The organism is Pseudomonas inefficax, assembly GCF_900277125.1.
In the GTDB taxonomy this organism is placed as follows: Bacteria; Pseudomonadota; Gammaproteobacteria; order Pseudomonadales; family Pseudomonadaceae; genus Aquipseudomonas; species Aquipseudomonas inefficax.
In genome coordinates this window covers 78,392-102,728 of record NZ_OPYN01000137.1, presented here as the reverse complement: position 1 = coordinate 102,728, position 24,337 = coordinate 78,392, and the positions used below count along the sequence as shown (strand labels likewise).

The window sequence follows — 24,337 nt, the reverse complement described above, 5'->3', positions numbered from 1 at the left end:
ACGCCGACCTGGTCGATCAGGCGCCGTGCATAGGGCGCGACCGATTCGAAATAGCGCCGCTGGGCTTCGGCGTAGAGGGTGGAGAAGGCCAGCGAGGACTTGCCCGAGCCGGACACGCCGGTGAACACCACCAGTGCGTCACGAGGGATATCGACGTCGATGTTCTTGAGGTTGTGCTCGCGGGCGCCACGGACGCGGACGAAGCCGGCTGGGGGCGTATGGCGTGGAGGCATGGGGCGGTCCTTGGCTGGGGTCGGNGATGAAGGTAGCAGTAAAGCGCTGTGGGGTCGCTAGGGTATGGTTTGAGTTTTTTGGCGCCTATGAGATCGAGCGCCGCCCGCGCGGCGCTTCGCAGCACAAGGCTACTCCTACATCTGTTTCAGGCCAGTCATGCCTGTGCCAGACGCGCGCGACCGCCTTGTTTATACGACGCGATATCGAGCCGTGCACCGGGGGCTCGCGCGCAATTGCCCCAGGACTCACTGGCCCGAAACAGATGTAGGAGCAGCCTTGTGCTGCGAAGCGCCGCGCGGGCGGCGCTCGATCTCATAGGCACTGGAGCTTTCAAACCCTGCACTAGTTCCACCCAGCGGAACCACATTCAATTGTGCTCCCCCGTCACTCGCGCTTATCTGTCAGCCAAGCACGACCTGCCTCACCCGTCGTGACCTCAAGGCGAACAACAAGAACGGGAAACCACCCGCGCGAGGAGGCTCTACATGTCCCGACATCAGCACATCCTGGCCTGGCTGAACGATGTGGCCAGCGACCTGCACGCAATCCGTCACGATATCCACGCTCACCCGGAACTGGGTTTCGAAGAAAGCCGCACTTCGGCACTGGTTGCCCAACTGCTCGAAACGTGGGGCTATGAGGTGCATACCGGTATCGGCAAGACCGGCGTGGTCGGCGTACTGCGCAATGGCAACAGCCCACGCCGCCTGGGCCTACGCGCCGACATGGACGCGCTGCCCATACACGAGGCCACCGGCGCCGCCTACAGCAGCCAGCACCAAGGCTGCATGCACGCCTGCGGCCATGACGGGCATACCACCATGCTGCTCGGCGCCGCACGCTACCTGGCGGCGACCCGGCAGTTCGACGGGACGCTGACGCTGATCTTCCAGCCGGCCGAGGAGGGCCAGGGTGGCGCCGAGGCGATGCTGGCCGATGGTTTGCTGGAGCGCTTCCCTTGCGATGCGCTGTTCGGCATGCACAACATGCCCGGGCTGCCAGCCGGGCACCTGGGCTTTCGCGAGGGGCCGATGATGGCCTCGCAAGACTTGCTCACGGTGACCCTGGACGGGGTTGGCGGCCATGGCTCGATGCCGCACCTGACCGTCGACCCGCTGGTGGCGGCGGCCAGTGTGGTGATGGCCCTGCAAACCGTGGTGGCGCGCAATATCGATGCGCAGGAGGCGGCCGTGGTCACCGTCGGCGCCTTGCAGGCCGGCGAAGCGGCCAACGTGATCCCGCAGCAGGCGCTGCTGCGCCTGAGCCTGCGCGCGCTGAACGCCGAGGTACGGGCGCAGACCCTGGAGCGGGTGCGTGCCATTATCGTCGGCCATGCCGAGAGCTTTGGCTGCCGCGCCACCATCGAACACCGCCCGGCCTACCCGGTATTGGTCAACCACGCCGCGGAAAACGCCTTCGCCCGGCAGGTGGGGGTGGAGTTGCTCGGTGCCGAGGCAGTGGATGGCAACACCCGCAAGCTGATGGGCAGCGAAGACTTCGCCTGGATGCTGCAACGCTGCCCGGGCGCCTACCTGTTCATCGGCAATGGCGTATCGCGGCCGATGGTGCACAACCCGGCCTACGACTTCAACGACGACATCCTGCTGACCGGCGCCGCCTACTGGGGCGCGCTGGCAGAGCGCTGGCTCGCGCCCGCCTGACCTTTCCTTTTGACGACTGCCGCTGGAACCCGGGCGCGACCGCGCCTGGGCGATCACCCAATCATTGTGTGGAGTGTTTCCTATGCAGACTTCGAGCACCGGCGTGTCGCGTACCCGGCAAGTGGTCGCCGCCGTCATCGGCAACGCCCTGGAGTGGTATGACTTCATCGTTTACGGCTTTCTGGCCAGTATCATCGCCCGGCAGTTCTTCCCCTCCGACGACGAATACGCCTCGCTGCTGATGGCCCTGGCTACCTTCGGCGTCGGCTTTTTCATGCGCCCGGTGGGGGGCGTGCTGCTGGGCATGTATTCCGACCGCAAGGGCCGCAAGGCGGCGATGCAGATGATCATCCGGCTGATGACCGTGTCCATTGCCATGATCGCCTTTGCCCCCGACTACCTGGCCATCGGCATGGCCGCGCCGATGCTGATCGTGGTGGCGCGCATGCTGCAGGGTTTTGCCACCGGCGGCGAATATGCCAGCGCCACGGCATTCCTGGTGGAGAGCGCGCCGGCCCACCGCAAGGGCCTGTATGGCTCGTGGCAGCTTGTAGGGCAGTGCCTGGCGGTGTTCTCCGGGGCGGCCATGGTGGCCCTGGTCACCCACCTGTGCACGCCTGCGGCGCTGGACAGCTGGGGCTGGCGGATCCCGTTCGTGCTCGGCCTGCTGATCGGCCCGGTGGGGCTGTGGATTCGCAAGCACATGGAAGAACCCGAGGAATTCATCGAGGCGCGCCGCCAGGCCAAGGGCCAGTCGCCCAACCTGTGGCAGGTGCTGCGTGAGCACCGACGCAGCCTGCTGGTGTCGATGGGCCTGGCCTGTGGTGCGACGGTGTCGTTCTACGTGGTGCTGGTGAACATGCCGACCTTCGCTCACAAGAACCTGGGGCTGCCGCTGGACCAGGTGCTGCTGGTGCAGATGCTTGCCGTGGGGCTGATGACCGTGGTGATCCCACTGGCCGGGGCGTTGTCTGACCGGCTGGGGCGGCGGCCGGTGCTGATGGCCTTCACTCTGGCGTTCTTCGTCATGGTCTACCCGTTGTATGTGTGGGTGGCTGCCGCGCCGTCGCTGGAGCGGCTGCTGGTGATGCAATTGCTGCTGTGCACCGCCATCGGGGGCTTCTTCGGACCGGCGCCCACGGCCCTGGCCGAGCAGTTCCCGGTCGAGGTGCGTTCTACCGGGGTGTCGGTGGCCTACAACGTGGCGGTGATGGTGTTCGGCGGCTTCGCCCCGTTGATCGTCACCTGGCTGAGCAAGGTGCTCGGTACCCCGGTGGCGCCATCGTTCTATGTGCTGTTCGCCTGCCTGCTGACACTGCTGGGCACCTATTGCCTGAAAGAAGCCCCCCGTGCGAGCAAGCCTGCCGCTTTCAACCTTGGAGTGAAACCGTGATGCCGCTAGCCATCGACCCCATCGTTGCCCTCGATGCCGAGGCGTTGTCCCGGGCCATCCATGCCCGCCAGATGTCGTGCCGGGAGGTGATGCAGGCTTATCTGGCGCATATCGAACGCTTCAACCCACAGGTCAATGCGCTGGTGTCGCTGCGCCCGGCCGAGGCGCTGCTGGCCGAGGCCGATGAGCGTGACCGCGAGCTGGCCCGTGGCCACTCGCGCGGCTGGATGCATGGCATGCCCCAGGCGATCAAGGACCTGGCCGCCACGGCCGGGATGCGCACCACCTTGGGCTCGCCGCTGTTCGCCGAACAGGTGCCCGAGCAGGATGCGATCAGCGTCGCGCGGGTACGGGCCAGTGGTGCGCTGATCGTGGGCAAGAGCAATGTGCCGGAGTTCGGCCTTGGTTCGCAGACCTACAACACCCTGTTCGGCACCACCACCAATGCCTACGACCCGGGCAAGGTGGCCGGCGGCAGCAGCGGCGGAGCGGCGGCGGCGCTGGCCATGCGCCTGCTGCCGGTCGCCGACGGCAGCGACATGATGGGCTCGCTGCGCAACCCGGCGGCGTTCAACAACGTGTATGGCCTGCGCCCGTCGCAGGGCCGCGTACCGCACGGGCCGGCGCCGGAACTGTTCGTGCAGCAGTTGGCCACCGAGGGGCCGATGGGCCGCAGCGTGGTGGATGTGGCGCGGTTGTTGTCGACCCAGGCAGGCTTCGATGCGCGGGCGCCGTTGTCGCTGAGCGAGGGCCGGCACGATTTTGCCGCCGGTTTGCAGCGCGATTTCCGCGGCGTGCGGGTCGGCTGGTTGGGCGACTACGACGGTTACCTGGCGATGGATGACGGGGTGCTGAGCCTGTGCGAAGCGGCCCTGGCGGACTTCATCGAACTGGGCTGCCGGATCGAGGCCTGCCAGCCGGCGTTCGACCTGGCGCGTTTGTGGCAATGCTGGCTGACCCATCGCCACTTCCTGGTGCACGGCAACCTCGCTGCGGCCTATGCCGACCCGGGCAGGCGCGCGCTGCTCAAGCCCGAGGCGCAGTGGGAGGTGGAGGGTGGCCTGCGACTGAGCGCGGCGGCGGTGTACCAGGCATCAGTGGTACGCAGCGACTGGTACCGGGCGCTGGGCAAGCTGTTCGAGCGTTACGATTACCTGCTGTTGCCATCGGCCCAGGTGTTCCCTTTCGATGCACGGCAACCTTGGCCAACGGTGGTCGGGGGGCGGACGATGGACACCTATCACCGCTGGATGGAAGTGGTGATAGGGCCGACCCTGGCCGGCTTGCCGAGCATCAGCGTACCGGTCGGTTTCAATGCTGCCGGGTTGCCCATGGGCCTGCAGATCATCGGCCCGGCCCAGGCCGACCATGCGGTGCTGCAGCTGGCCCATGCCCATGAACAGCTCACCCGTTGGGTAGCGCGGCGCCCACCCGGGAGCCTGCAAGCGCCATGAAACTGCTGGGCAGGCGCGGATCTTGCTGGCTATCCTGACCATCCAGCTACAGGGAGGTCACACTCATGGGCATCACGGCAGACAGTGGCGGCGTGCGTTCGGTGGAGCGGGCGCTGGCCATCGTCGACCTGCTGGGAGAACACCAGGCCCTGGGCCTGGAAGAACTGCATTACCTGACGGCGCTGCCCAAGGCCACGGTGTCGCGCATGCTCGCCACCTTGCAGGAGCAGGGCTGGGTCTACCGCGGCCTTAGCGACAGGCGTTACCGGCTGTGCGCGCGGCGCCTGTTCGGTGACCGCCAGCTGCGTTTCAAGCGGCGCCTGGTGGAACATGCCGCGCCCATGTTGCTGGAATTGAGCGAGCGCACCGGGCTGGTGGCCGACTTGTCGTGTTTCGACGGCGAGCGGCTGGAGGTGATGGAAAGCGCCATTCCCCAGGTATTGCGCAAGCGCTACCCGCACACCTGCCAGATCGTCGGCCATCATGCCAGCCTGTTCCATTCGGCGATGGGACGTGCGTGTCTGGGTGAGTTGGCGGTCGATGAAGTGCAGCGCCTGGCGGCCCATGAGCGGGTGGGCGACGAGACGGTGCTGCGCGATATCGAGGCGGAAGCGAACAAGGGGTTCGGCCAGCGCACCGAAGGGCACTGGGAGTACCCGGTGCGCTTGCCGTTCCTGATCCGCGCAATTGCCCTGCCGGTGCATGCCGAAGGGCGCCTGGCCGGGAGCATTGCCTTGCACTGGCCGCTGGACCAGGCACCGGTGGAACGGGTGTTGAACCTGCACCTGAACAGCCTGGCTACAACGGTGGGGGAGGTGCAGCGGGCCTTGGTGGTTTGAGTCAGCCTGTACCGGCCTCTTCGCGGGTGAACCCGCTCCCACAGTGAAAGTGGGTTGCCCGAGGCCGGCTCGGTACCTGTGGGAGCGGGTTTACCCGCGAAGAGGCCAGTGCAGCAAACAACAAAAGAAGCTGTGTTCCGAGGCCCCTCAACGCTCCAGGCTGTACATCCGACACTCTGCCAGCAACGCCAGCAAATTCGGCTCCCGCTCCCGCGCCTTGAGGAACACCACACCGATATGCTGCTGCAAGCGATATTGCGGCTTCAGCGCAATCAGCCTGACCCGGTTTTCGTACACCGCCGCGATACGCCCTGGCAGCAGGGCAAAGCCCACGCCCGAGCTGACCATGCTCAGCAGGGTGAAGATATCGTTCACCTGCATGGCCACCTTGGGTTCGAAGCCGGCCTGCTGGAACACCCGGGCGCCATCGCGGTGGGTGGCGAAGCCCTGGGTCAGGGTGATGAAGGTGGAGTCGGCCAGGTCGGCCAGATCCACCTCGGCCTGCTCGGCGAAGGGCGAATCGATGGGCACGGCGAGGAAGATGTCGTCGGAGAACAGCGGCAACTGCTCGCAGGCTGGGTCGCTGACGCTTTCGTCGAGCGACACGAGGATGGCCTCCAGCTCGTGGTTCTTCAGGCGCTGCAGCAAGTCGACGTTGGAGCCCAGGGTCAGGTCGATGTTGAGCTCGCTGCGACGCAGCTTCAGGCCCATGACCAGCTTGGGCACGGTTTTCACCGTCAGCGAGTAGAGCGCGCCCAGGCGGAAGCGTTCGGCATAGAAGCCGGCTGCCTCGCGGGTCTGACGGACCATCTGCTCGGCGTCCTGGATCAGCTGGCGGGCTTTCTTTTCCAGCACGTAGGCGCTTTCCAGCGGGATCAGCTGGCGGCCTTCATGCTTGAATAGCGGGCAGCGTAGTGCGCTTTCCAGCGAGTGGATGGCGCGGTGCACGCTGACGGCGCTGGTGGCCAGCTCGACAGCGGCGCGGCCGAGGTTGCCGGTGCGCATGAAGGCGAGGAAGGTTTCCAGCTTCTTGAGGGTCAGTTCTTCGTCGATCAGCATGGGGGCCTAGGGGTGTACGGCTTGGGGGTTATGGTGGATTTGAGATCGAGCGCCGCCCGCGCGGCGCTTCGCAGCACAAGGCTGCTCCTACATCTGTTTCGGGCCAGTATCACCTGTGCCAGCGCACGCGACCGCCTTGTTTGCCCGGCACGATATCGAGATGGACGCCGAGGGGCCGCGCGTTTTCGCCTCAGGAATAACTGGCCCGAAACAAATGTAGGAGCAGCCTTGTGCTGCGAAGCGCCGCGCGGGCGGCGCTCGATCTCAAATCCACCACATACCTCAAGCCCGACGCTCGATCAACGCCCACAACCGTGGGTCGTTGAAATCATCGATCACCAACCCGGCCCCCGCCGCCAGCAACCGCTCCGGCGTCTGCGTAGTGGCCACGCCCACGGTAAAGATCCCCGCGCCATGCGCTGCCGCCACCCCCGGCAGCGAATCCTCGAAGGCAAGTGCCTGACCGGCCTCGGCACCCAGCCGCTGCAACCCGGTCAGGTAGGGCAACGGGTCTGGCTTGGGCCGTGCCAGTTCCTCGGCCACCAGCACATGCGCGAAGCGCTGGCCCAGGCCCATGGCGTTCAACATGTGCTCGGCGTTCAGCCGTGGCGCATTGGTCACCACGCACATGCCGATGTTGCGAGCCCGGGCATGTTCCAGCAGGCGCACAAGGCCCGGCATCGGCTCCAGAGACGGCGACATGTCGCGGAACAGCGCCTCCTTGCGGTCGGCCAGCACCTGGCACTGCTCGGCGCTGGCACCGGCAAACAGCTCGGCGAACAGCTCGCCATTGGCGCGGCCGCTGACCTGGGCATCGAACTGCGCCTGGCTCAGCTGGCGGCCGTCATGCTCGTGCAGCAGTTGGCGAAAGGCCTGCAGGTGCAAGGTGTCAGTGTCGGTGAGGGTTCCGTCCAGGTCGAACAGCAGGGCAGTCAGCATTGGGTATCCAGGTCCAGAAATCATGGGCGAGCCAGAAGGAAGATTCTTTTGCCTTTGGCGTCACGTGAGCTTCGCGACCTCCCAAGTGTACTGGACTACGGCAGCCTTGGCAGAGCTGTGCTCGAACTCGGGGTTGGCGCCTGCGCGCCACATAGCCTTCAGCATCATTGCGGTAGTTGCGCGATCACCTTGATCTCGAAGTCGAAGCCGGACAGCCAGGTCACGCCGATGGCGGTCACCGTCGGATAGGGCGCCTCGCCCCAATATTCGGCCGCCACCTCCCAGATGGTTTCGAATTTCGAGTCGGGGTCGATCATGAAGATGGTCGTGTCAACCACATCCTCGAAACTACTGCCGGCTTCGGCCAGTATCGCGTTGAGGTTGGTGAAGGCCATGCGAACCTGCGCCGCGAGGTCCGGCTCGGCCGAGCCGTCCTTGCGGCTACCGACCTGGCCGGATACGAACAGAAAACCGTTGGAGCGAATCGCCGGCGAGTAGCGGTGGAGCTCATACAATGCATGGCGGTCAGGCGGGAAAACGACATCACGTTTGCTGGACATTGCATACCTCGTTCGGGGCCCTGGCGGCCCGGTGTTTATGGTGAAGCCACTATAAGAAAGGCCACCGACCTGAATAAACGGGCAGCGCTGGTCATGACTGTTTGTATAATCCAAACAATCCAGGCACGAGCGAGGCGTGGGATGGACCGTTTCGATGCGATGCAGGCATTTGTCCGCGTGGTGGAAACTGGCAGTTTCACCAAGGCGGCAGCCACACTGCACATGAGCAAGACCACCGTGACGCAGCTCGTTCAGCAACTGGAAGCGAGGCTGCGTGTGCGCCTGCTCAACCGCACCACACGCAAGGTCAACGTCACCGCCGACGGTGCGGCCTATTACGAACGCGTCGTCCGGCTACTTGGCGACATTGACGACGCCGAGACCAGCTTGTCCAGCGCGTCGATGACACCGCGCGGGCGGCTGCGAGTGGATGTACCCAGCCCACTGGCGCGGATGCTGCTCATACCAGCCTTGCCGGGGTTTTTTGCACGTTATCCAGAAATTCAGCTGACCGTGGGCGCGAGCGATCGCATTGTCGACATCATTGGTGAGAACGTCGACTGCGTGGTGCGTGGCGGCGAGATCACCGATCAATCCCTTGTGGCTAGGCATGTGGGCGATCTGAAACTCGGCATCTATGCCGCGCCCGGCTATTTGCACCGCTTCGGTACGCCGGTGCACCCCCGTGAGCTAGAGGAGAGCCGACACACCACCGTCGGCTTCCTCTGGTTCCGTACTGGCAAGGCCTTGCCCTACGCGATGCAGCGGGGTGAGGAGCGCATGGAAGCCCAGGGTCGCTCGCAGCTGACGGTCGACGACGGTAATGCGTACCTTGCCGCCGGCCTGGCTGGCCTGGGTGTAATCTGGCTACCGCAGTACATGGCCAAGCCGCACCTGGCCAACGGCGAGCTGCTGCCGCTGTTTGAAGACTGGCAGATGGCGCCAATGCCGATGTATCTGGCATTCCCGCCGAATCGCCATGTCAGCGCCAAGGTGCGGGTGTTTATCGACTGGATAATCGAGTTGATTGCCGAGCATGCGCCTGTGGTTGGGTGAGGCAGGAGTAAAACTCGGAGGTTCTGGGCAGGCGTCGGGGCTTGGATGTCATCCATGGATCGAGGTGGCTACAGGTGACGCATGCGCAAGCTGTTTTGCAAGAAAATCGATGGCGCATCGGCCGGCGGCCCCTCTAGAATCAGGCATTTCGTGAGAGACGGATCGATCACTGCCATGACCAAGGAGAGGTGTGCCGTGGATACCACTAATCAGAGATTGCTGAGCTTGGGGCTATTAATTCCATTCTGGCTCTTCGCTGGAGTGTCGCTTACCTCGTTTGGCTACCCCGGTTATAGCCACTTCGAGCAGGCGATGAGCCAGCTAGGAGCGGTTGGGGCTCCCACCCACAGTTATTCCGCATGGGTGAACAATTTTCCCCTGGGGGTACTGTTCGGGCTTTTCGCCTTGGGTCTGGCGCGGCGGTACGCAGGTTCGCGTTTGGCTCTGGTCAGCGCAGCGTTCATATTGCTACACGGCTTGGCCAGTTTCGCTACAGGTTACTTCTCCTGTGATGCGGGATGCGTACCTGCGCAGCCTTCCACTTCTCAACAGATACACAACATTGCCGGAATGGTGATGTTTCTTTCGCTGACTATGGCTAGCGGTCTGTGGTTTTTCTTGAGCAAGAGACTGCTGTCATCGACCGGGTTCAAATGGTTCTCGGCGCTCTGTGTAATCCTTGCTCTCGCGACGGTTGCAATGATGGCCAAGGCATTCAGTGACGGTCATGGGTTTGGCCTGTACCAGCGACTCAATTACGGCGTTTCTGTCGCTTGGATCGCCGCTCTGGCCTGGACCGCACTTCGCCGTGAGCCAGCGAGGGCCAGCGTCAGCTAGTGGCCGACCTTGCGTCTTGCAGCGGACTTTGTGGGAGCGGGTTCACCCGCGAACACCGGCACAGCCGGTGCCATCCACCGCGGCGCCTGCTTCGCGGGTAAGCCCGCTCCCACAGAAGTGCGTGTCGCACTCAAGACCATTAGATTCGAGATCGCGCTTGATAGGCGGCAGGCGCCGCCATGTCATCCAGATGCACGCATCAAAATCTATGCAATATCATCAAATAACTGTACATAATGATAATATCGTACAGTATTTGGCGGCGCTTGAGGGTCTGTATGGCGCGTCTTGCTCGTTGGACCGGCCTTTGCCTGCTACTGACTGCCCTGTCGACCACGGCGGGCTGGCGAACCGAGCTGCCGGGGGCACAACGGCTGGGTGTCGGTGAGTTCACCTGGTTTGGCCTGCGCCTTTACACCGCCCAGTTATGGGCAGCAGGCCCGGTTCAGGACTGGAACAGGCCTTTTGCCCTGGAGCTCGTCTATCACCGGGCATTGTCCAAGGACATGCTGGTACAGACCAGCCTCGAGGAAATGCGCCGCCTGGATGCCGGCAGCGTGACGCCGCAGCGGCGCGCGGCGTGGATCGCGGCAATGGAGCAGGCATTTGTGGATGTGCGTCCTGGCATGCGCATCACCGGCTTGTACCTGCCGGGGCAGGGCTGCCGCTTCTATGTCGATGGCAAACTCAGCCGCGCAATCGCCGACCCGGTGTTTGCCCGGGCATTCTTTGCCATCTGGCTTGATCCGCGAGCCAGGGATCCACAACTGCGCCAGCGTCTGCTAGAGGGGAAACCATGAATCTGATCGCGCCTGTCCAACTGGTCTCGACCGGCGAAGCAAAGGAACTTGAACGGCCGGTACCGCAGGTGGTGCAGGATGAAATATGCGGTCACCGTGACGGCCCTGGTGCGCCGCTGCGTGTGACGCTGACTCGCCAGTGGTAGCACGAGCGATGCGCCTGGGCCTGGTGCTGGGTGACCAGCTGTCGTTCGACCTGGCAAACCTGGCCGCTCTCGACCCTGCCCGCGATGCGGTGCTGATGGCGGAAGTGCAGGAGGAAGCCCGGTATGTGCCGCATCATCCGCTGAAGATCGTACTGATATTCAGCGCCATGCGTCACTTCGCTCAGGCACTGCGTGAGCGCGGTTGGCGGGTGCATTATGTGGAGCTCGACGCTGACGGCAACAGCGGTAGCATCGTTGGCGAATTGCAGCGCTGGTATCACGCCTTGGGGGCCACGCACATCCACCTCACCGAGTGCGGTGAGTGGCGCCTGGAGCAGGCGTTGCGCGATGCTGCATTACCGCTTGTATGGCATCGCGACACACGTTTTCTGTGTTCTCGCGAAGCCTTCGCGCGCTGGGCCCGGGAGCGTCGCCAGCTGCGTATGGAGCACTTCTACCGTGGCATGCGCAAGCGAACCGGCCTGCTTATGGAACCTGACGGCAGCCCGGCGGGTGGCGCCTGGAATTTTGATGGCGACAATCGCAAGGCGTTACCCCGCAAGCTGCGTGGGCCGTTTGCTGCGCATTTCGCGCAGGACGGGATCACCGCAGCGGTGGTAGCCCTGGTGCGCCAGCGCTTTCGCGACCACTACGGGGCCATCGACGGCTTCGACTACCCCGTGACGCATGCCGAGGCGCAACAACTCTGGCAGCATTTTCTGGATTTCGGCCTGGCGGCTTTCGGTGACTACCAGGACGCGATGGCGGAGGGCGAGCCGTATCTGTTCCATGCGCGTATCAGCGCGGCACTCAATATCGGCCTTCTGGACGTACGTTGTCTGTGCAATGAGGTCGACCAGGCCTGGCGCGAGGGGCGGGTGCCGCTCAATGCTGCGGAGGGCTTCATCCGCCAGTTGATCGGCTGGCGCGAGTATGTGCGAGGCATCTACTGGCTGCGCATGCCGGCGTACGCCGGGCTCAATCATCTGGGCAACGAGCGGGCGTTGCCGGAGTTCTACTGGACCGGACGCACCCGCATGCGCTGCATGGAGCAAGCCATCGGACAGACCCTACGACTGGGCTATGCGCACCATATCCAGCGCCTGATGGTTACCGGCAACTTCGCCTTGCTCGCCGGCATCGTGCCTGCGGCGATTTGCGAGTGGTACCTGGCGGTGTACATGGATGCCTTCGACTGGGTCGAGTTGCCCAACACGCTTGGCATGGTGATGCACGCCGATGGCGGCTATCTGGGCTCCAAACCCTATTGCGTCAGTGGTCGTTACATCCAGCGCATGTCCGATCATTGCAAGGCTTGCAGTTACAGGGTCGATCAGCTGGTCGAGGAGAATGCCTGCCCTTTCAATGCCTTGTACTGGCATTTTCTCATTCGCCATCGCTCCCTGCTTTCGGCCAACCCGCGTCTGGCGCTGGTCTATCGTAGTCTCGACAGCATGTCGGCCAGCCGTCGCGATGCGGTATGGCAGCGTGGCCAGTCACTTCTGGCACTGCTCGATACGGCGCAGGAGGTATAAAAAACCGTTTGCCAGTGCTGGGGCCGCTTCACGGCCATCGCCGGCAAGCCAGGCTCCCACCTCGACCGCATCGCCCTCACGTCTTACGCTGTCCCTGTGGCAGCCGTGTGCTGCCAGCCAGGGCCTCATCGCTGGCATGGCTTGCGGCCGGCGCGGTGGAGGTGGGAGAGCAGCTGTCTTGGATATCTCTTCAGCCAGTACTGGCCCTTGTAGGAGCGGCCTTGTGTCGCGATGGGCCGCGCAGCGGCCCCGGCAATCTTTGCTGCAAAGCTGAAAACCTGGGGCCGCTTCGCGGCCCATCGCGACACAAGGCCGCTCCTACAGATATTTGCACATGGCTTGAGGCCGGCGCGGTCGAGGTGGGAGCCTGGCTTGTCGTGGCGACGAACCGCGTCGATGGGCTGCGCAGCCGCCCCCGGTCGCTATCTGGCAGGCATCAGCCTTTTGCCGCCAGGCGCACAAGCAGCGGCAGGGCGCAGGCCCAAATCGGTACCAGTAGCAGGCCGGTTTCCATCAGGCCTAAAGGCAAGGCGACATCCGTCAGCCTTGCGCCGCCTATATAAGCCAATGGTCCGCCCATGGCGCCCAGCAGTGCACCACGGCGCCAATACCTGCCGGCCCATGCCAGGCTGTGGCGCATGCCGCTGGCCAGCACCAGCCACAGCAGTGCGAGCCAAGGCGGCAGTGGCCAGGTGCCGAAGCCGAACACGCCCAGCGCGCCCAGCACGCTATCGAGCAGGCATCCAGCCGACGTTACCCGCAGCAGCGCCTTGGCCTCGGTGTTGGCGTCCGGGCACAGGTGCAGGTGCATGGCCAGGCCCGGAATCACCAGCAGCAACAGCCAGGGGCGTTCGGCGCCCAGCACGCAGGCCCACCAGCCGGCCTGTAACCAGAGGGCATTGGCGACCAGCCAGCGGCCCGGCATCAGGCACTGTCAGCCAAGGGCGAGCGCCGTGCCTGGGGCGCTGCCCAGAGCAGGTGCGCAACGCCGATGGTGCGCTCCTCGAAACCACCTTGGCAGTAACACAGGTAGAATTCCCACAGGCGCTGGAACCTGTCGTCATAGCCAAGGTCGGCGAGCTCTGAGCGTGCCTGGCGCAGGTTTTTCCGCCAGTGCCGCAGCGTGTGGGCATAGTCCAGGCCAAAATCTTCCATGTGCATGAGATTGAGGGAGGTGTGCCGGCTGGCAGTGTCGAGCAATACGCTCAGCGAAGGCAGGGCGCCACCCGGAAAAATGTAGCGCTGAATGAAGTCGACCGACCGCCGTGCCTGGGCATAGCGCTGATCGCGGATGGTGATCGCTTGCAACAGCATCAGGCCTTCGGGCTTGAGTAGCGAGGCACAACGGCGGAAGTACACCGGCAGGTAACGATGGCCCACAGCTTCGATCATCTCGATCGAAACCAGTTTGTCGAAGCTGCCGCGAAGGTCGCGGTAGTCTTCGCGAAGCACTTTCACACGGTGCTCCAGCCCCAGGGCCTGAACGCGTTCCAGGGTATGGCAGTACTGCGCCGCCGAGAGCGTCGTAGTGGTGACCCTGCAGCCATACTGGGTAGCGGCGTGGATTGCCAGGCTGCCCCATCCGCAGCCAACCTCCAGCAAGTGATCGTCAGGGCGCAGTTCGAGTTTCTGGCAGATGCGCTCCAGCTTGTGCAACTGGGCCTGCTCCAGGCTCTGCCCGGGGTGCTCGAATTGCGCTGCCGAATACATCATGGTCGGGTCCAGCAGCCGTTCGAACAGGGCATTGCCCAAGTCGTAATGCGCCAGGATATTGCGCCGGGCGCCGCGCCGGCTGTTCCGGTTGAGCCGGTGCAGCAGGCGCAGGGCAGGCCGGCCGAAGCGGGCCAGGCCACCTTCAAGCGCATCGAGTGCTTCAAGGTTGGCAGCGAACAGGCGAGTCACCAGCGCCAGCTCGGGGCTTCGCCAATAACCGTGGATGTAAGCCTCGCCAGCACCGATCGAGCCGTTACCGGCGATCAGGCCCCAGGCGGCGTCATCGAGGATCTCCATCTCGGCCTGCAAGGGGCTGTCGGCATCGCCGAAACTCCATTGCTGCCCGTGGCTGAGCAGGCGCAGGTGGCCGTGGCGCAGCTTGCCCAGCTGGGCAAGCACGGCGCTTCGCGCCAGCCCGCCAAGCAATGGCGCAAGGCCTGCGAACTTGCTAACGCTCAAGGTGGGATTCGGCATCATCAAGGTCCTCGCAGGTTTGGCCGAGCGCCAGGTTCCCCTGGCTGGCGGTGTGGTCATGAATGGGGGTGCGTTTGCACAACAGGCGTAGCGCTTGCCAGTAAATGGCCGAGAGGGTGCGCAGGCTCATCCAGGGGAAGGCCAGGATGTATCGGTTCAGGGCCGCCCTGTTCAGCGGCTGGCGGTGCAAGGCCAGGTTGGCCTCGAACAGCTTGCGACCGCCTTGCCAGTTCTCCATGTGGATGCGTACATGGTCCGCGTCCAGGCAGAAGCTCAGGCGGTAGTCCATGTCCAGTGGCATGAACGGCGATACATGGAAGGCCTTGGTGACGGTGAAGGGCCTGGCCAGGTTCCCTTGTACCGGCAGCACATAGTGGTAGCGCTCACGCCACGGGGTGTTTCGCACCTCCAGGAGGATCGCCGTCAGGTGGCCGTCGCGGTCATGGCAGAAATAGAAGCTTACCGGGTTGAACGACAGCCCCCAGCAGCGCAGTTGCGTGAGCAGGTGCACCGGGCCTTCAGGCAACTGTCCCGTGGCCTTGCGCACCAGCAAGCGTGCAGCCTGGGCCAGCGTCTCGCCCCGGCGGGTCTGCGCTGGCAGGTAGTCGGTCTGGCGCCAGCTCAGCGGCGCCAGGCGCCAGCGCCCCAGCCAGCGTGACAGGCCCATCAGCCACGCTTGCTCGTCCAGGTCCAGGTAGAACATACCGATGCGGTAGCGGAACGCGTGGGGCCGCGGCGCCACGCGCCGGTGGCTGACCCAGCCCAGGCAAAGGCTGCTGTTCACAGTCGTTCTCCGAAATGCGCGGCCACCTTCAGCGCACTGACCACCCCGTCCTCGTGGAAGCCATTGCCCCAATAGGCGCCACAGAAGTAACTGTGTTGACGGCCTTGCAGTTGCGCCTGGCGCGCCTGCGCAGCGGACGCGGCAAGGCTGTACTGCGGGTGGTCGTAGCGGAAGCGGGCGATGACCTGCGCCGGATCCACCAGCGCGGTCTGGTTGAGGCTCACGCAGAAGGTTGTCGATGACTGGATACCTTGCAGGATGTTCATGTTGTAGGTCAGCGCGGCAGGGGCCTGCTCCGGGCCGCCGAGGCGGTAGTTCCAGCTGGCCCAGGCGTTCCTGCGGCGGGGTAGCAGACGGGTATCGGTATGCAGCACCACGTCGTTGCTGGCATAGCCGATGGCGCCAAGCACGGCCCGCTCCTGCATGCTCGGGCTTTCCAGCAGTGCCAGGGCCTGGTCGCTGTGGCAGGCGAACACTACATTGTCGAAGCGTTCGGTGCCGGCAGCACTCACCAGGGTGACGCCACCTTCGTCACGGCTGACCTGGTAAACCTTGCAGTTGAGGCGGATGCGTTCAACGAATGGTCGGCACAGCGGCCCGACATAGCTGCGCGAACCGCCTTCAAGCACGCGCCACTGTGGGCGCTGGTTGACCGACAACAAACCGTGGTTACGACAAAACCGCACAAAGAACGCGAGGGGGAAACCGAGCATGTCGGCGCGCGACATCGACCAGATCGCTGACCCCATCGGCACGATGTAATGGTCGATGAAGCGCTGCCCATAGCGCTGCGCCTGAAGGTAGGTACCCAAGGTAGCGTTGGCATCGATACGCTGGTTATCCAGGTCGGCGAGCGCCTGGCGATTGAAACGCAGAATGTCCCGAAGCATGCCCCAGAAGCCTGGGGACACCAGGTTGCGACGTTGCGCGAACAGCGTGTTCAGGTCGTGACCGTTGTATTCCAGGCCAGTGACCGGGTCATGCACCGAGAAACTCATCTCGGTCGGCCGCGAGGCGACCTGCAGTTGGTCGAGCAAGCGGATGAAGTGTGGGTAGGTCCAGTCGTTGAAAACGATGAAGCCGGTGTCTATCGCATGGTGTTCGCCCTGCCAGGCCACATCGACGGTATGCGTATGGCCGCCAATCCATTGCTCGGCCTCGAACACTGTGATTTCGTGCTTGCGTGACAGCAGGTGAGCGCAGGACAGACCTGCGATGCCGCTGCCGATAATGGCTATGCGCATGGATCATCATTCCTGTTCATGACGGGCAAGACGTTGCCCCAGCGCCAGGCGAAGTCGCGCCGGCAGTGCGCCGAGCAGGCGCAGTACCAGGGTGAAAAGCCAAGGGAAACTGATTTCCAGCGGGCGTTCGGGCAGGCGCTTGGCAATGTGCCTGGCGGCGCGCTGCGCCGACCAAAGCTGTGGCATGGGGAAATCGTTGCGGCGGGTCAGTGGTGTGTCGACAAAGCCTGGGTTGACGAGGGTGACAGCGATGCCCTCGCGGGCCAGGTCGATGCGCTGTGACTCCACCAGGTAACGCAGGGCTGCCTTGGATGCGCCATAGGCGCCGGCGCGGGGCAAGGCCAGCCAGGTCACCGAACTGCCCATCACCACAAGATGCGGGCGATGGCCGGCGCGAAGCAAGGGCAGGGCGGCGGCCATGCAGTGGCTGACACTCAGGACGTTGGTACGGATCACGCGCTCGACCAAGGCCGGGTCGAAATGGCCAGGCTCCAGATACTCGCAGGTGCCCGCATTTAGAATCACCCTGTCCAGTGCTCCCCAGGCCTGCTCGATACGGGTTGCGATGGCGGCTACCTGCACAGGGTCGTCAAGATCGCCAACGGCCAGCATTACCTGCCCGGGAAAGCGCTCAGCCAGCGGCGCAAGACGATCCGCATGCCTTGCGCCCAGAGCAATCTGATGGCCTTGTTCCAGCAGGTGTTGCGCAAGTGCGGCGCCGATACCGCTGCTTGCGCCAGTCAGCCAGCAGCGGCTCATGCGAGCCTGCCTTTGAGCCAGCGGATGGCACCGCCCATGAGCGGGACATGTTCGTAAAGCAGGGCCGCAGCGTCGAAATAGTCCTGGTGAAAATGGACCCGGTCATGCCATTGCAAATAACTGCACCCTTGCAGGGTGAGCTGCTGGCCGCGGGACAGGCGTGGGTGCCGGAACTGCAGGGTCCAACGCAGGTAACCCTGGCCAGGCATCACTTCGTCGATGCTGGAGAAGGCATAGCGGATGTCGTGTGAGTTGGCGTACAACTGCGCGAAGTACGCCCGCAGGGCTGGCAGCCCCTGTATCTGGTGCAGCGGATCGCGGAACGTGATGTCCTCGCTGTACAGCTTTTCAAGTGTGTCGAGGTTACCCCCGTCGAGGCTGGCGAAGCATTCGGCGAATTGTTGTAAGTACGCGGACATGCTGAGCTCCAGAAAATCCTGTACAAAAAAGATCTGCTGTACAGGTATAACTGAAGCCTAAGCGTAAATCTATACAAGTCAACAATCTTGTACAGGTTTTTTCAGCGCCCGGCCTGGCCCAGTTGCCGGCGCAATTCCGCCACTTCGGCCTCCAGCTCGCGGACCTTTTCTTCGGCAAAGATCTGCGCTGTGACGTCGCGCTGGATGCCGATGTAGTAGGTCAGTTGGTCGGCCTCGTTGCGCACCGGCGTAATGGATAACTCGTTCCAGAACAGGCTGCCGTCCTTGCGGTAGTTGCGCAGCACCTGGCAGCAGGGGCGGCCTTCACGGATCGCCTCGCGGATGGTTGCGAGGGCCGCTTGGTCATGATCCTCGCCCTGGAGAAAACGGCAGTCCTGATAGAGGATGTCCTCGGCGCTATAGCCGGTCAGTCGCTCGAAGGCGGGGTTGACGTAGATAAGGATGCTGTCATTGCCTTCCTGCTCGGCGACGACGATGCCCTCGTTGGAATGCTCGACCATCAGTTGCAGGAGTTTTGCGTTGATCATAGGGCCACCTACAGGCATTTCGTATGCGATGTGCGCAGTTTGGCCTCCGGCAGAAGGCTTCGCGCCGTTTGTTGCATGATGAACCAAGCAGGCTCGCCGCAGAAGGTGCCTATGGGTTTAGAATGTGCAACCACCTGGATAAACCCTTGCTATGACTGACGCCACCCCAGCCGATTTGCTCCCCATGCGCGATGTGGTCAGCCTGACCGGCATCAATCCGGTGACCTTGCGTGCGTGGGAGCGGCGCCATGGGCTGATCAGCCCGCAGCGCACCGAGGGTGGCCATCGCCTGTATACGGCCCGGGATGTCCAGCGCATACGCGACATCCTGCGCTGGACCGCCAGCGGCGTGCCCATCAGCAAGGTAGGCGATATTCTCGCAGGCCAGCCAGAGGCATCCGGGCAGCAGCACTCGGCCTTTGACGATTGGCGCGCCGCCGTGGTGCGCGCAACCAAGGCATTTGATACGCAAGCGCTGGAAAGCATCCATGGGCAGTTGTTCACGATCTTGCCCAAGGCCACCGCGCTGCGTGAAGTGTTGATGCCGGTCTGGCATGACCTGGCTGCAGGCACTGCGCCAGGCCAGCGGAGCCAATGGCTGTTTCTGGACATGTTCCTGCGCGCCCGCCTGCTGCTGCGTCTGCAGATGAACCAGGCCGATGCACCGCGCGTGCTGCTGGCGGGCAGCGAGGGGCAAGCCGAACTGCAGCTGTTGTGCGCCGGGCTGCTGTTGAGCGGCGAGCAGCAACGCATCGAAGTGCTTGGTTGCGGGCAGCCGCTGGAAGAGCTGCCCATACTGTGTGCGGCGATGCAGCCTGCGGCACTGGTGATCAAGGTTCAGGCGCAGGTGAGCCCCGCCTTGGCCAAGCGCCTGCGTTCGTTGCAGATGGGCATCACGTGTCCGCTGGCCTTGATGGGCGAGGGGCTGACCGCATCGCAGCTAGCCTGGCAGGGCCTCCCGCTGTGTCTGCTGGACGAGCAACGCGCTGATGCTGCAGCCATGCTCGGCGCCTTGCTCGGTGGTGCCCTGGACCTTTAATCGCCGCCTGTTACCACGATAACCCCGACGAACCCCTCGGACTTGCATTCAGATTCAGAGCACCTTGAATCCATGGGTGCCATCGCGCGCGAGTTGCTCAACCAGACCGAACTCCCAGTCCAGGTACCCTTGCATCGCCTCGCGAGGGTTATCAGTTCCCTCGTAGGGGCGCCGGTAACGATCACTGCGCGGTACGGCAAGCTGCGTTTCGCCGCTTTCCAGCGGTTGTCCGGCAGCGATCCAGCTCGCGGTGCCACCTTTGAGCAGGTAAACCGGGGTGCGGGTGAGGGCCTGCAGATCGCGTGTGGCGAAGCGCGCCAGCAGGCTGCTGCCGCAGGTCAGCACATAGCGCCTGGCCTGTGGCAGGCGTTCCAGCGCCTCGGCCAGCTGGGCGCGGATCACCCAGTGAGCACCGGGGACATGGCGCTTGACGTAATTGGCGCTGCTGGTGAAGTCCAGCAGCACAGTGCCGTCCTGCTGCAACCAGCTGGCCAGTTGCTCGACACCGATCTCGCTGGCGGCGGGCAGCTCGGGCAGCGGCGGCTGCCATTCGCCAGTGGCGTTGAAATGCTCTGCGGACAAACCGTCGAGCACGGCGACCTGCCAGCCCATCTGTGCCAGCCAGGAGGCGCTCATGTTGGCCCGTACGCCGTCGTCATCCACCAGCACGATGCGCGCCCCGCGCACACTGGCCACATGGTCGGTTTCCTGCACCAGCTGGCCGCCCGGCACCGAGCGACTGCCGGGCAGGTGGCCGGCGTTGTATTCCTCGGGCGTACGCACGTCGAACAGGTAGGTGGTGCGCGTGGCTTCGGCCTGCCAGTCGACCAGCCCGTTACGCTCCAGGCGCAGCACACCTGCGCGGTCGGCAACTGCACGCGCCTGGCGCGCAGCGTTGGCGCGCGTACCCTCACTGACCTTGGCGAAGCGCCGCTCCTGGCCATGGGCCAGTTGCTGGCCGGCCAGGGTCCAGCCGATGGTGCCATTGCGCAGGGCGGCCACCGGGTTGGGGATGCCCGCGTTGACCAGTGACTGGGTACCGATAATGCTGCGAGTACGCCCGGCACAATTGACGATCACCCGGGTCGCCGGGTCGGGAGCGAGTTCCGCCACCCGCAGTACCAGTTCGGCGCCGGGTACGCTGATGCCTCCGGGTATGCTCATGGTCTGATATTCGTCGAAGCGGCGCGCATCGAGCACCACCATGTCGGCTTCGTCATCCAGCAGCGCCTGCACCTGCTCGGCGGCCAGAGAGGGCGTATGGCGCACGCTCTCCACCAGTTCGCCGAAGGCCTTGCTTGGCACGTTGACGTCGCGGAACAGTTCGCCGCCGGCAGCGCGCCAGCCGGCCAGGCCGCCTTCCAGCACTGCGACGTCGCGGTAGCCCAGGTCCAGCAGGCGTTGTGCTGCCACGTCAGCGAGCCCCTCGCCGTCGTCGTAGACGGTAAGGGCGGTGTCAAGGCGTGGTACCCGTGCATATATTTCGAGCTCAAGCTTCGACAATGGAATGTTGGCGGCGAACAGTGGGTGCTCCTGGGCGAACGGGTCTTCTTCACGAACGTCGATCAGGGCCACTTCCTCCCGGGCCACCAGGGCGCGGCGGATGTCGTGGTAATGGCGGGTGGTGACGGTGCTCATGGGGCAGGGTTCTCTTTGGACAGGTCCCAGATATTGGGCAGGCGGGTATTGGAATAACCGGAAATGAAAGGCTTTTCGCTGCCGCCCTCGGTGTAGACCGCGCGCTTGACGGCGCCGATGTTGCCGCCGTAGACGTGGATGCTGAGCGATACCTGATCGGTGAAGGCGTTGCTGACCTGGTGAATGTCACCAATGCGCGGCGACACCGCTTCCACCTGGCCAGGTACCAGGCGTACCGGCGAACCATTCGGCCGCAGCGCGCCTGCCTCGTCGCGGGCGAAGCCTTGCGAATGCTCGGCGCCGCGGAGCATGCCGATCAGCCCCCAGACCCGGTGGTCGTGGATTGGCGTGCGCTGGCCTGGTCCCCAGACAAAGCTCACCACCGAAAAGCGCTGGCGGGAGTCGCAATGCAACAGGTACTGCTGATAGCGCTGCGGGTCGGGCTGGGCGAAGTCATCCGGTAGCCAGTCGTCATGGGCGACCAGTTCGGCCAGCAGGTTGTGACCGTGATCGAGAAGGGTGGCTTCGTCCGGCTGTTGATCGAGCAGCCTGGCAAGGCTTTCGATGAAATGGCGCAGGCGCTCCGGGCGCAGGTCATGGCTCATGGTTAAGGCTCGGCTCATAGGTTCGAAGTAACCTAGCAAAGCTGTGAACCATAATCAAAATGCAAAATTATCATAAGCTAATATGCAAAAAATGCATTTACAGATGCGCTGTTCTGCTTTCAAATCAGGCCAGGCGCGAATGCGTCCCTTGCCAGGCTCGTCGCGCGCAACGCATGAGCTGGCATTGCCCACCCTGACGAGACCGCACGCGCGGATCGCCTACATGCCCCAAGCGGGTTACTGGAGACGAACGTGCGTTACTTCAAGCAATTGGCCGCCACCTTGGTGGCCACCACCTTCAGCCTTGCCGCCGCAGCCCAGACCCTTGTGGTCGGTGACCAGAGCTACAACGCCCGCGCGGTGATGGAAGCGGCGGGCGTACTCGACGGCTTGCCCTACACCCTGGAATGGAAGCAGTTCACCGCAGGTTCACCGGTGGCCGAGGCGCTCAATGTCGGCAGCCTCGACATCGGCTTGCTGGGCGATGCACCGCCGTTGTTTCTTGGCGCCCTCGGTGCGCCGATCAAGGTAATCGCGGTAAGCCGGCAGAACCTCGAAGGCGTCGCCATCCTGGCGCGCAAGGACTCGTCGATCCATACCCTGCAGGACCTGCGCGGCAAGCGTGCAGCGATCTGGAAGGGCTCATGGAGCCAGCAGTTGCTGTTCAGCGCGCTGGACAAGGCGGGGGTCCCGCGTGATGCGCTGGAACTGCGCTACCTCAGTGCGCTGGACGCCTCGCATGCCCTGGACGGTGGCTCGGTGGATGTGATTGCCACCTGGGAACCGTATGTCACCCAGCAGGAGCGCCAGGGCGCCCGGGTGCTGGCCACTGCCGAAGGGATTATTCCGGCCCAGAGCTTCGTGGTGGCCAACAGCAAGGCGGTGGAGCAGAAGCGCGCGCAGATCACCGACTTCCTGCAGCGCTTGAAGAAAGCCCGTGACTGGACCCTTGGCAACGCCGCCAACACTGAGGCGTACGCCGATGCCTGGGCCAAGCGCACCCGTGCTGACGCTGCCATCGCCCGTGCCTGGTTCGCCCGTGCCCGCACCGACCTGGCACCGCTGAACCCGCAGGTGATCGACGACGCACAGAAGACCGTGGACTTCTTTGCCGGGCTTGGGCTGATCAAGACCTACCCGGCGGCAAGCCTTTTCGACACCTCGTTTGGCGCGGCCCTTGGCCAACCTGCCATCAGTCGCAACTGAATCAGCCTGCTCTGATCGCGCAGCCCATTGGCCTGCGCCGTCGAGCAGATCGAAGGAGTTCCCCCTTGAGTAAACGACAGATCAAACTCGGCGCCCTGACCATGGGTTGCGGCGGCCCGGGCCGGCACAATCTGTGGCTTGACCCTGAACTGCCGGCCGATGCCAGCGTCAACATCGACTGGTACATCGATATCGCTCGCCAGGCAGAGGCCGCGCTGTTCGACTTGGTGTTCATCGTCGACAGCCAGTTCATCACCCCTGGCTCGCCCTCCCATTACCTCAACCGCCTGGAGCCTCTGACGCTGCTTTCGGCCCTGGCTGTCAGTACCCGTCATATCGGCTTGGTCGGCACCCTCACCACCTCCTATAACGCGCCCTACAACGTGGCCCGCCGGCTTGCCTCGCTGGACCTGATCAGCAAGGGCCGGGCAGGCTGGAACGTAGTCACCAGCGGCGACGCCGGCACCGCCGGCAACTACGGGCTGGACGAGCACTACGACTACGACACCCGCTACGCCCGCGCACAGGAGCATGTGCAGGTGGTCCATGGCCTGTGGCATTCGTATGAAGACGATGCCTTCCCCCGCGACCGCGCCAGTGGCCGTTTCCTCGAGCCGGCCAAGCTGCACGCGCTCGAGCACAAGGGGGAACACTTCTCGGTGGTCGGCCCACTGAACATCCAGCGCTCACCTCAGGGGCAGCCGGTGATCTTCCAGGCAGGTGATTCCGAGCAGGGTCGTGAGCTGGGGGCGGCCACAGCCGACGTGGTGTTCACCCATGCCGCCAGCCTCGAACAGGGCCAGGCGTTCTACCGCGACATCAAGGGCCGCGCCGCACGTCTGGGGCGTGATCCGGAACAGTTACTGGTGTTGCCGGGTGCGGAAATCTACGTGGGCGACAGCGACGAACATGCGCGCGAGATCGAGCGCCACTACCATCAGGCCGATCACAGCTTCGAGCTGGCATTGAAAGAGTTCGGGCGCAATTTCGGCTGGCATGATTTCAGCCAGTACGACCTGGATGCGCCATTTCCTCAGGAGAGCCTGGAGTACGCCCGCAGCAGCTTCTTCACCAATGCCAAACGCATTGCCGACCAGGCGCGGGACAAGGGCTTCAGCCTGCGCCAGGCCGTCGAGTTCGGTCGCCAGCTGCGGCCTGGAGCCTTTGTCGGCTCGGCTGATACGGTGGCGGCGAAGATGGCCGCGTGGTTCGAAGCACGGGCGGTGGACGGGTTCAATATCTACATTGGCCACCCTGCACAGTTTCGCCGGTTCACTGCTGAGGTGGTGCCGTTGCTGCAGGAGCGTGGGGTGTATCGCAAGGCTTATGAAGGTTCTACCTTGCGCGAGAGCCTTGGGTTGGCAATTCCGCGGTTCACCCGGTAGTCGCCGGGCT

The 24,337-nt window shown here is 64.0% G+C and carries 25 protein-coding genes; 12 read left to right on the top strand and 13 right to left on the bottom strand.

Annotation, left to right across the window (positions count from 1 at the left end):
• Nucleotides 1-233 (bottom strand): hypothetical protein (locus JV551A3_RS16270; protein ID WP_133978907.1); only part of this gene is annotated, 233 nt, incomplete at its 3' end.
• A 486-nt stretch (nucleotides 234-719) separates the two neighbouring features.
• Here JV551A3_RS16270 and JV551A3_RS16265 point away from each other — a divergent pair.
• From JV551A3_RS16265 to JV551A3_RS16250, 4 genes are all read left to right on the top strand, one after another.
• Entirely contained in the window at nucleotides 720-1,895 is a 1,176-nt protein-coding gene (locus JV551A3_RS16265; protein WP_133972288.1) for a M20 aminoacylase family protein, read from the top strand.
• 82 nt (nucleotides 1,896-1,977) lie between these two features.
• On the top strand, nucleotides 1,978-3,288 hold the full coding sequence (locus tag JV551A3_RS16260; RefSeq protein WP_133972290.1) for a citrate-proton symporter: 1,311 nt from the start codon (nucleotides 1,978-1,980) through the stop codon (nucleotides 3,286-3,288).
• On the top strand, nucleotides 3,288-4,742 hold the full coding sequence (locus JV551A3_RS16255; protein ID WP_166674259.1) for an amidase: 1,455 nt from the start codon (nucleotides 3,288-3,290) through the stop codon (nucleotides 4,740-4,742). The genes JV551A3_RS16260 and JV551A3_RS16255 overlap by 1 nt, the downstream gene beginning before the upstream one ends.
• 65 nt (nucleotides 4,743-4,807) lie before the next feature.
• Complete coding sequence (locus tag JV551A3_RS16250) at nucleotides 4,808-5,581, top strand: IclR family transcriptional regulator (protein ID WP_133972294.1); 774 nt, start codon at nucleotides 4,808-4,810, stop codon at nucleotides 5,579-5,581.
• A 147-nt stretch (nucleotides 5,582-5,728) separates the two neighbouring features.
• On the opposite strand, the gene JV551A3_RS16245 is transcribed toward JV551A3_RS16250, so the two are convergent.
• From JV551A3_RS16245 to JV551A3_RS16235, 3 genes are all read right to left on the bottom strand, one after another.
• Entirely contained in the window at nucleotides 5,729-6,640 is a 912-nt protein-coding gene (locus JV551A3_RS16245; RefSeq protein ID WP_013972731.1) for a LysR family transcriptional regulator, read from the bottom strand.
• 282 nt (nucleotides 6,641-6,922) lie between these two features.
• A complete protein-coding gene (locus JV551A3_RS16240) occupies nucleotides 6,923-7,579 on the bottom strand; it encodes an HAD family hydrolase (protein WP_133972296.1) in 657 nt (218 codons plus the stop codon).
• Nucleotides 7,580-7,743: 164 nt separating this feature from the next.
• Nucleotides 7,744-8,139, bottom strand: a complete 396-nt coding sequence (locus tag JV551A3_RS16235; protein WP_133972298.1) for a RidA family protein — start codon at nucleotides 8,137-8,139, stop codon at nucleotides 7,744-7,746.
• A 141-nt stretch (nucleotides 8,140-8,280) separates the two neighbouring features.
• On the opposite strand from JV551A3_RS16235, the gene JV551A3_RS16230 reads away from it, so the two are divergent.
• From JV551A3_RS16230 to JV551A3_RS16210, 5 genes are all read left to right on the top strand, one after another.
• Nucleotides 8,281-9,195, top strand: coding sequence for a LysR family transcriptional regulator (locus JV551A3_RS16230; protein ID WP_133972300.1), 915 nt, complete (start codon nucleotides 8,281-8,283; stop codon nucleotides 9,193-9,195).
• Nucleotides 9,196-9,369: 174 nt separating this feature from the next.
• Entirely contained in the window at nucleotides 9,370-10,032 is a 663-nt protein-coding gene (locus JV551A3_RS16225) for a DUF998 domain-containing protein (protein WP_372239049.1), read from the top strand.
• Nucleotides 10,033-10,310: 278 nt separating this feature from the next.
• Entirely contained in the window at nucleotides 10,311-10,832 is a 522-nt protein-coding gene (locus JV551A3_RS16215; RefSeq protein WP_133972302.1) for a chalcone isomerase family protein, read from the top strand.
• Nucleotides 10,829-10,978: a hypothetical protein gene (locus JV551A3_RS30690; protein WP_166674249.1), complete on the top strand. Its 150-nt coding sequence runs from the start codon at nucleotides 10,829-10,831 to the stop codon at nucleotides 10,976-10,978. Before JV551A3_RS16215 ends, JV551A3_RS30690 begins: the two co-directional genes overlap by 4 nt.
• Before the next feature lie 8 nt (nucleotides 10,979-10,986).
• On the top strand, nucleotides 10,987-12,513 hold the full coding sequence (locus JV551A3_RS16210) for a cryptochrome/photolyase family protein (protein WP_133972304.1): 1,527 nt from the start codon (nucleotides 10,987-10,989) through the stop codon (nucleotides 12,511-12,513).
• A gap of 436 nt (nucleotides 12,514-12,949) precedes the next feature.
• Here the strand turns inward: JV551A3_RS16210 and JV551A3_RS16205 are convergent, their stop codons facing one another.
• From JV551A3_RS16205 to JV551A3_RS16175, 7 genes are all read right to left on the bottom strand, one after another.
• Entirely contained in the window at nucleotides 12,950-13,438 is a 489-nt protein-coding gene (locus JV551A3_RS16205; protein ID WP_133972307.1) for a DUF2878 domain-containing protein, read from the bottom strand.
• Complete coding sequence (locus JV551A3_RS16200; RefSeq protein WP_133972582.1) at nucleotides 13,438-14,700, bottom strand: SAM-dependent methyltransferase; 1,263 nt, start codon at nucleotides 14,698-14,700, stop codon at nucleotides 13,438-13,440. Before JV551A3_RS16200 ends, JV551A3_RS16205 begins: the two co-directional genes overlap by 1 nt.
• Entirely contained in the window at nucleotides 14,675-15,484 is an 810-nt protein-coding gene (locus JV551A3_RS16195) for a DUF1365 domain-containing protein (protein ID WP_133972309.1), read from the bottom strand. The genes JV551A3_RS16200 and JV551A3_RS16195 overlap by 26 nt, the downstream gene beginning before the upstream one ends.
• On the bottom strand, nucleotides 15,481-16,728 hold the full coding sequence (locus JV551A3_RS16190) for an NAD(P)/FAD-dependent oxidoreductase (RefSeq protein WP_133972311.1): 1,248 nt from the start codon (nucleotides 16,726-16,728) through the stop codon (nucleotides 15,481-15,483). The genes JV551A3_RS16195 and JV551A3_RS16190 overlap by 4 nt, the downstream gene beginning before the upstream one ends.
• 6 nt (nucleotides 16,729-16,734) lie before the next feature.
• On the bottom strand, nucleotides 16,735-17,487 hold the full coding sequence (locus tag JV551A3_RS16185) for an SDR family NAD(P)-dependent oxidoreductase (RefSeq protein ID WP_133972313.1): 753 nt from the start codon (nucleotides 17,485-17,487) through the stop codon (nucleotides 16,735-16,737).
• Nucleotides 17,484-17,906: a nuclear transport factor 2 family protein gene (locus tag JV551A3_RS16180; RefSeq protein ID WP_133972315.1), complete on the bottom strand. Its 423-nt coding sequence runs from the start codon at nucleotides 17,904-17,906 to the stop codon at nucleotides 17,484-17,486. Before JV551A3_RS16180 ends, JV551A3_RS16185 begins: the two co-directional genes overlap by 4 nt.
• Nucleotides 17,907-18,007: 101 nt before the next feature.
• Nucleotides 18,008-18,454, bottom strand: coding sequence for a PAS domain S-box protein (locus JV551A3_RS16175; protein ID WP_133972317.1), 447 nt, complete (start codon nucleotides 18,452-18,454; stop codon nucleotides 18,008-18,010).
• 151 nt (nucleotides 18,455-18,605) lie between these two features.
• Between JV551A3_RS16175 and JV551A3_RS16170 the strand changes: the two genes are divergently transcribed.
• Complete coding sequence (locus JV551A3_RS16170) at nucleotides 18,606-19,493, top strand: MerR family transcriptional regulator (protein ID WP_133972319.1); 888 nt, start codon at nucleotides 18,606-18,608, stop codon at nucleotides 19,491-19,493.
• Nucleotides 19,494-19,547: 54 nt separating this feature from the next.
• Here the strand turns inward: JV551A3_RS16170 and JV551A3_RS16165 are convergent, their stop codons facing one another.
• The gene (locus tag JV551A3_RS16165; protein ID WP_133972321.1) at nucleotides 19,548-21,131 is read right to left on the bottom strand and encodes a rhodanese-related sulfurtransferase; all 1,584 of its coding nucleotides are present in this window, start codon (nucleotides 21,129-21,131) and stop codon (nucleotides 19,548-19,550) included.
• Nucleotides 21,128-21,736, bottom strand: coding sequence for a cysteine dioxygenase family protein (locus JV551A3_RS16160; protein WP_133972323.1), 609 nt, complete (start codon nucleotides 21,734-21,736; stop codon nucleotides 21,128-21,130). The genes JV551A3_RS16165 and JV551A3_RS16160 overlap by 4 nt, the downstream gene beginning before the upstream one ends.
• Before the next feature lie 252 nt (nucleotides 21,737-21,988).
• On the opposite strand from JV551A3_RS16160, the gene JV551A3_RS16155 reads away from it, so the two are divergent.
• Both JV551A3_RS16155 and JV551A3_RS16150 read left to right on the top strand, forming a co-directional pair.
• Nucleotides 21,989-22,942 (top strand): ABC transporter substrate-binding protein, encoded by a 954-nt coding sequence (locus tag JV551A3_RS16155; protein WP_133972325.1) that lies wholly within the window; start codon nucleotides 21,989-21,991, stop codon nucleotides 22,940-22,942.
• Nucleotides 22,943-23,007: 65 nt separating this feature from the next.
• Nucleotides 23,008-24,327 carry an LLM class flavin-dependent oxidoreductase gene (locus JV551A3_RS16150; protein ID WP_133972327.1) on the top strand — a complete coding sequence of 440 codons (1,320 nt, stop codon included), beginning with the start codon at nucleotides 23,008-23,010 and terminating at the stop codon, nucleotides 24,325-24,327.
• The last annotated feature ends 10 nt before the right edge of the window (nucleotides 24,328-24,337 follow it).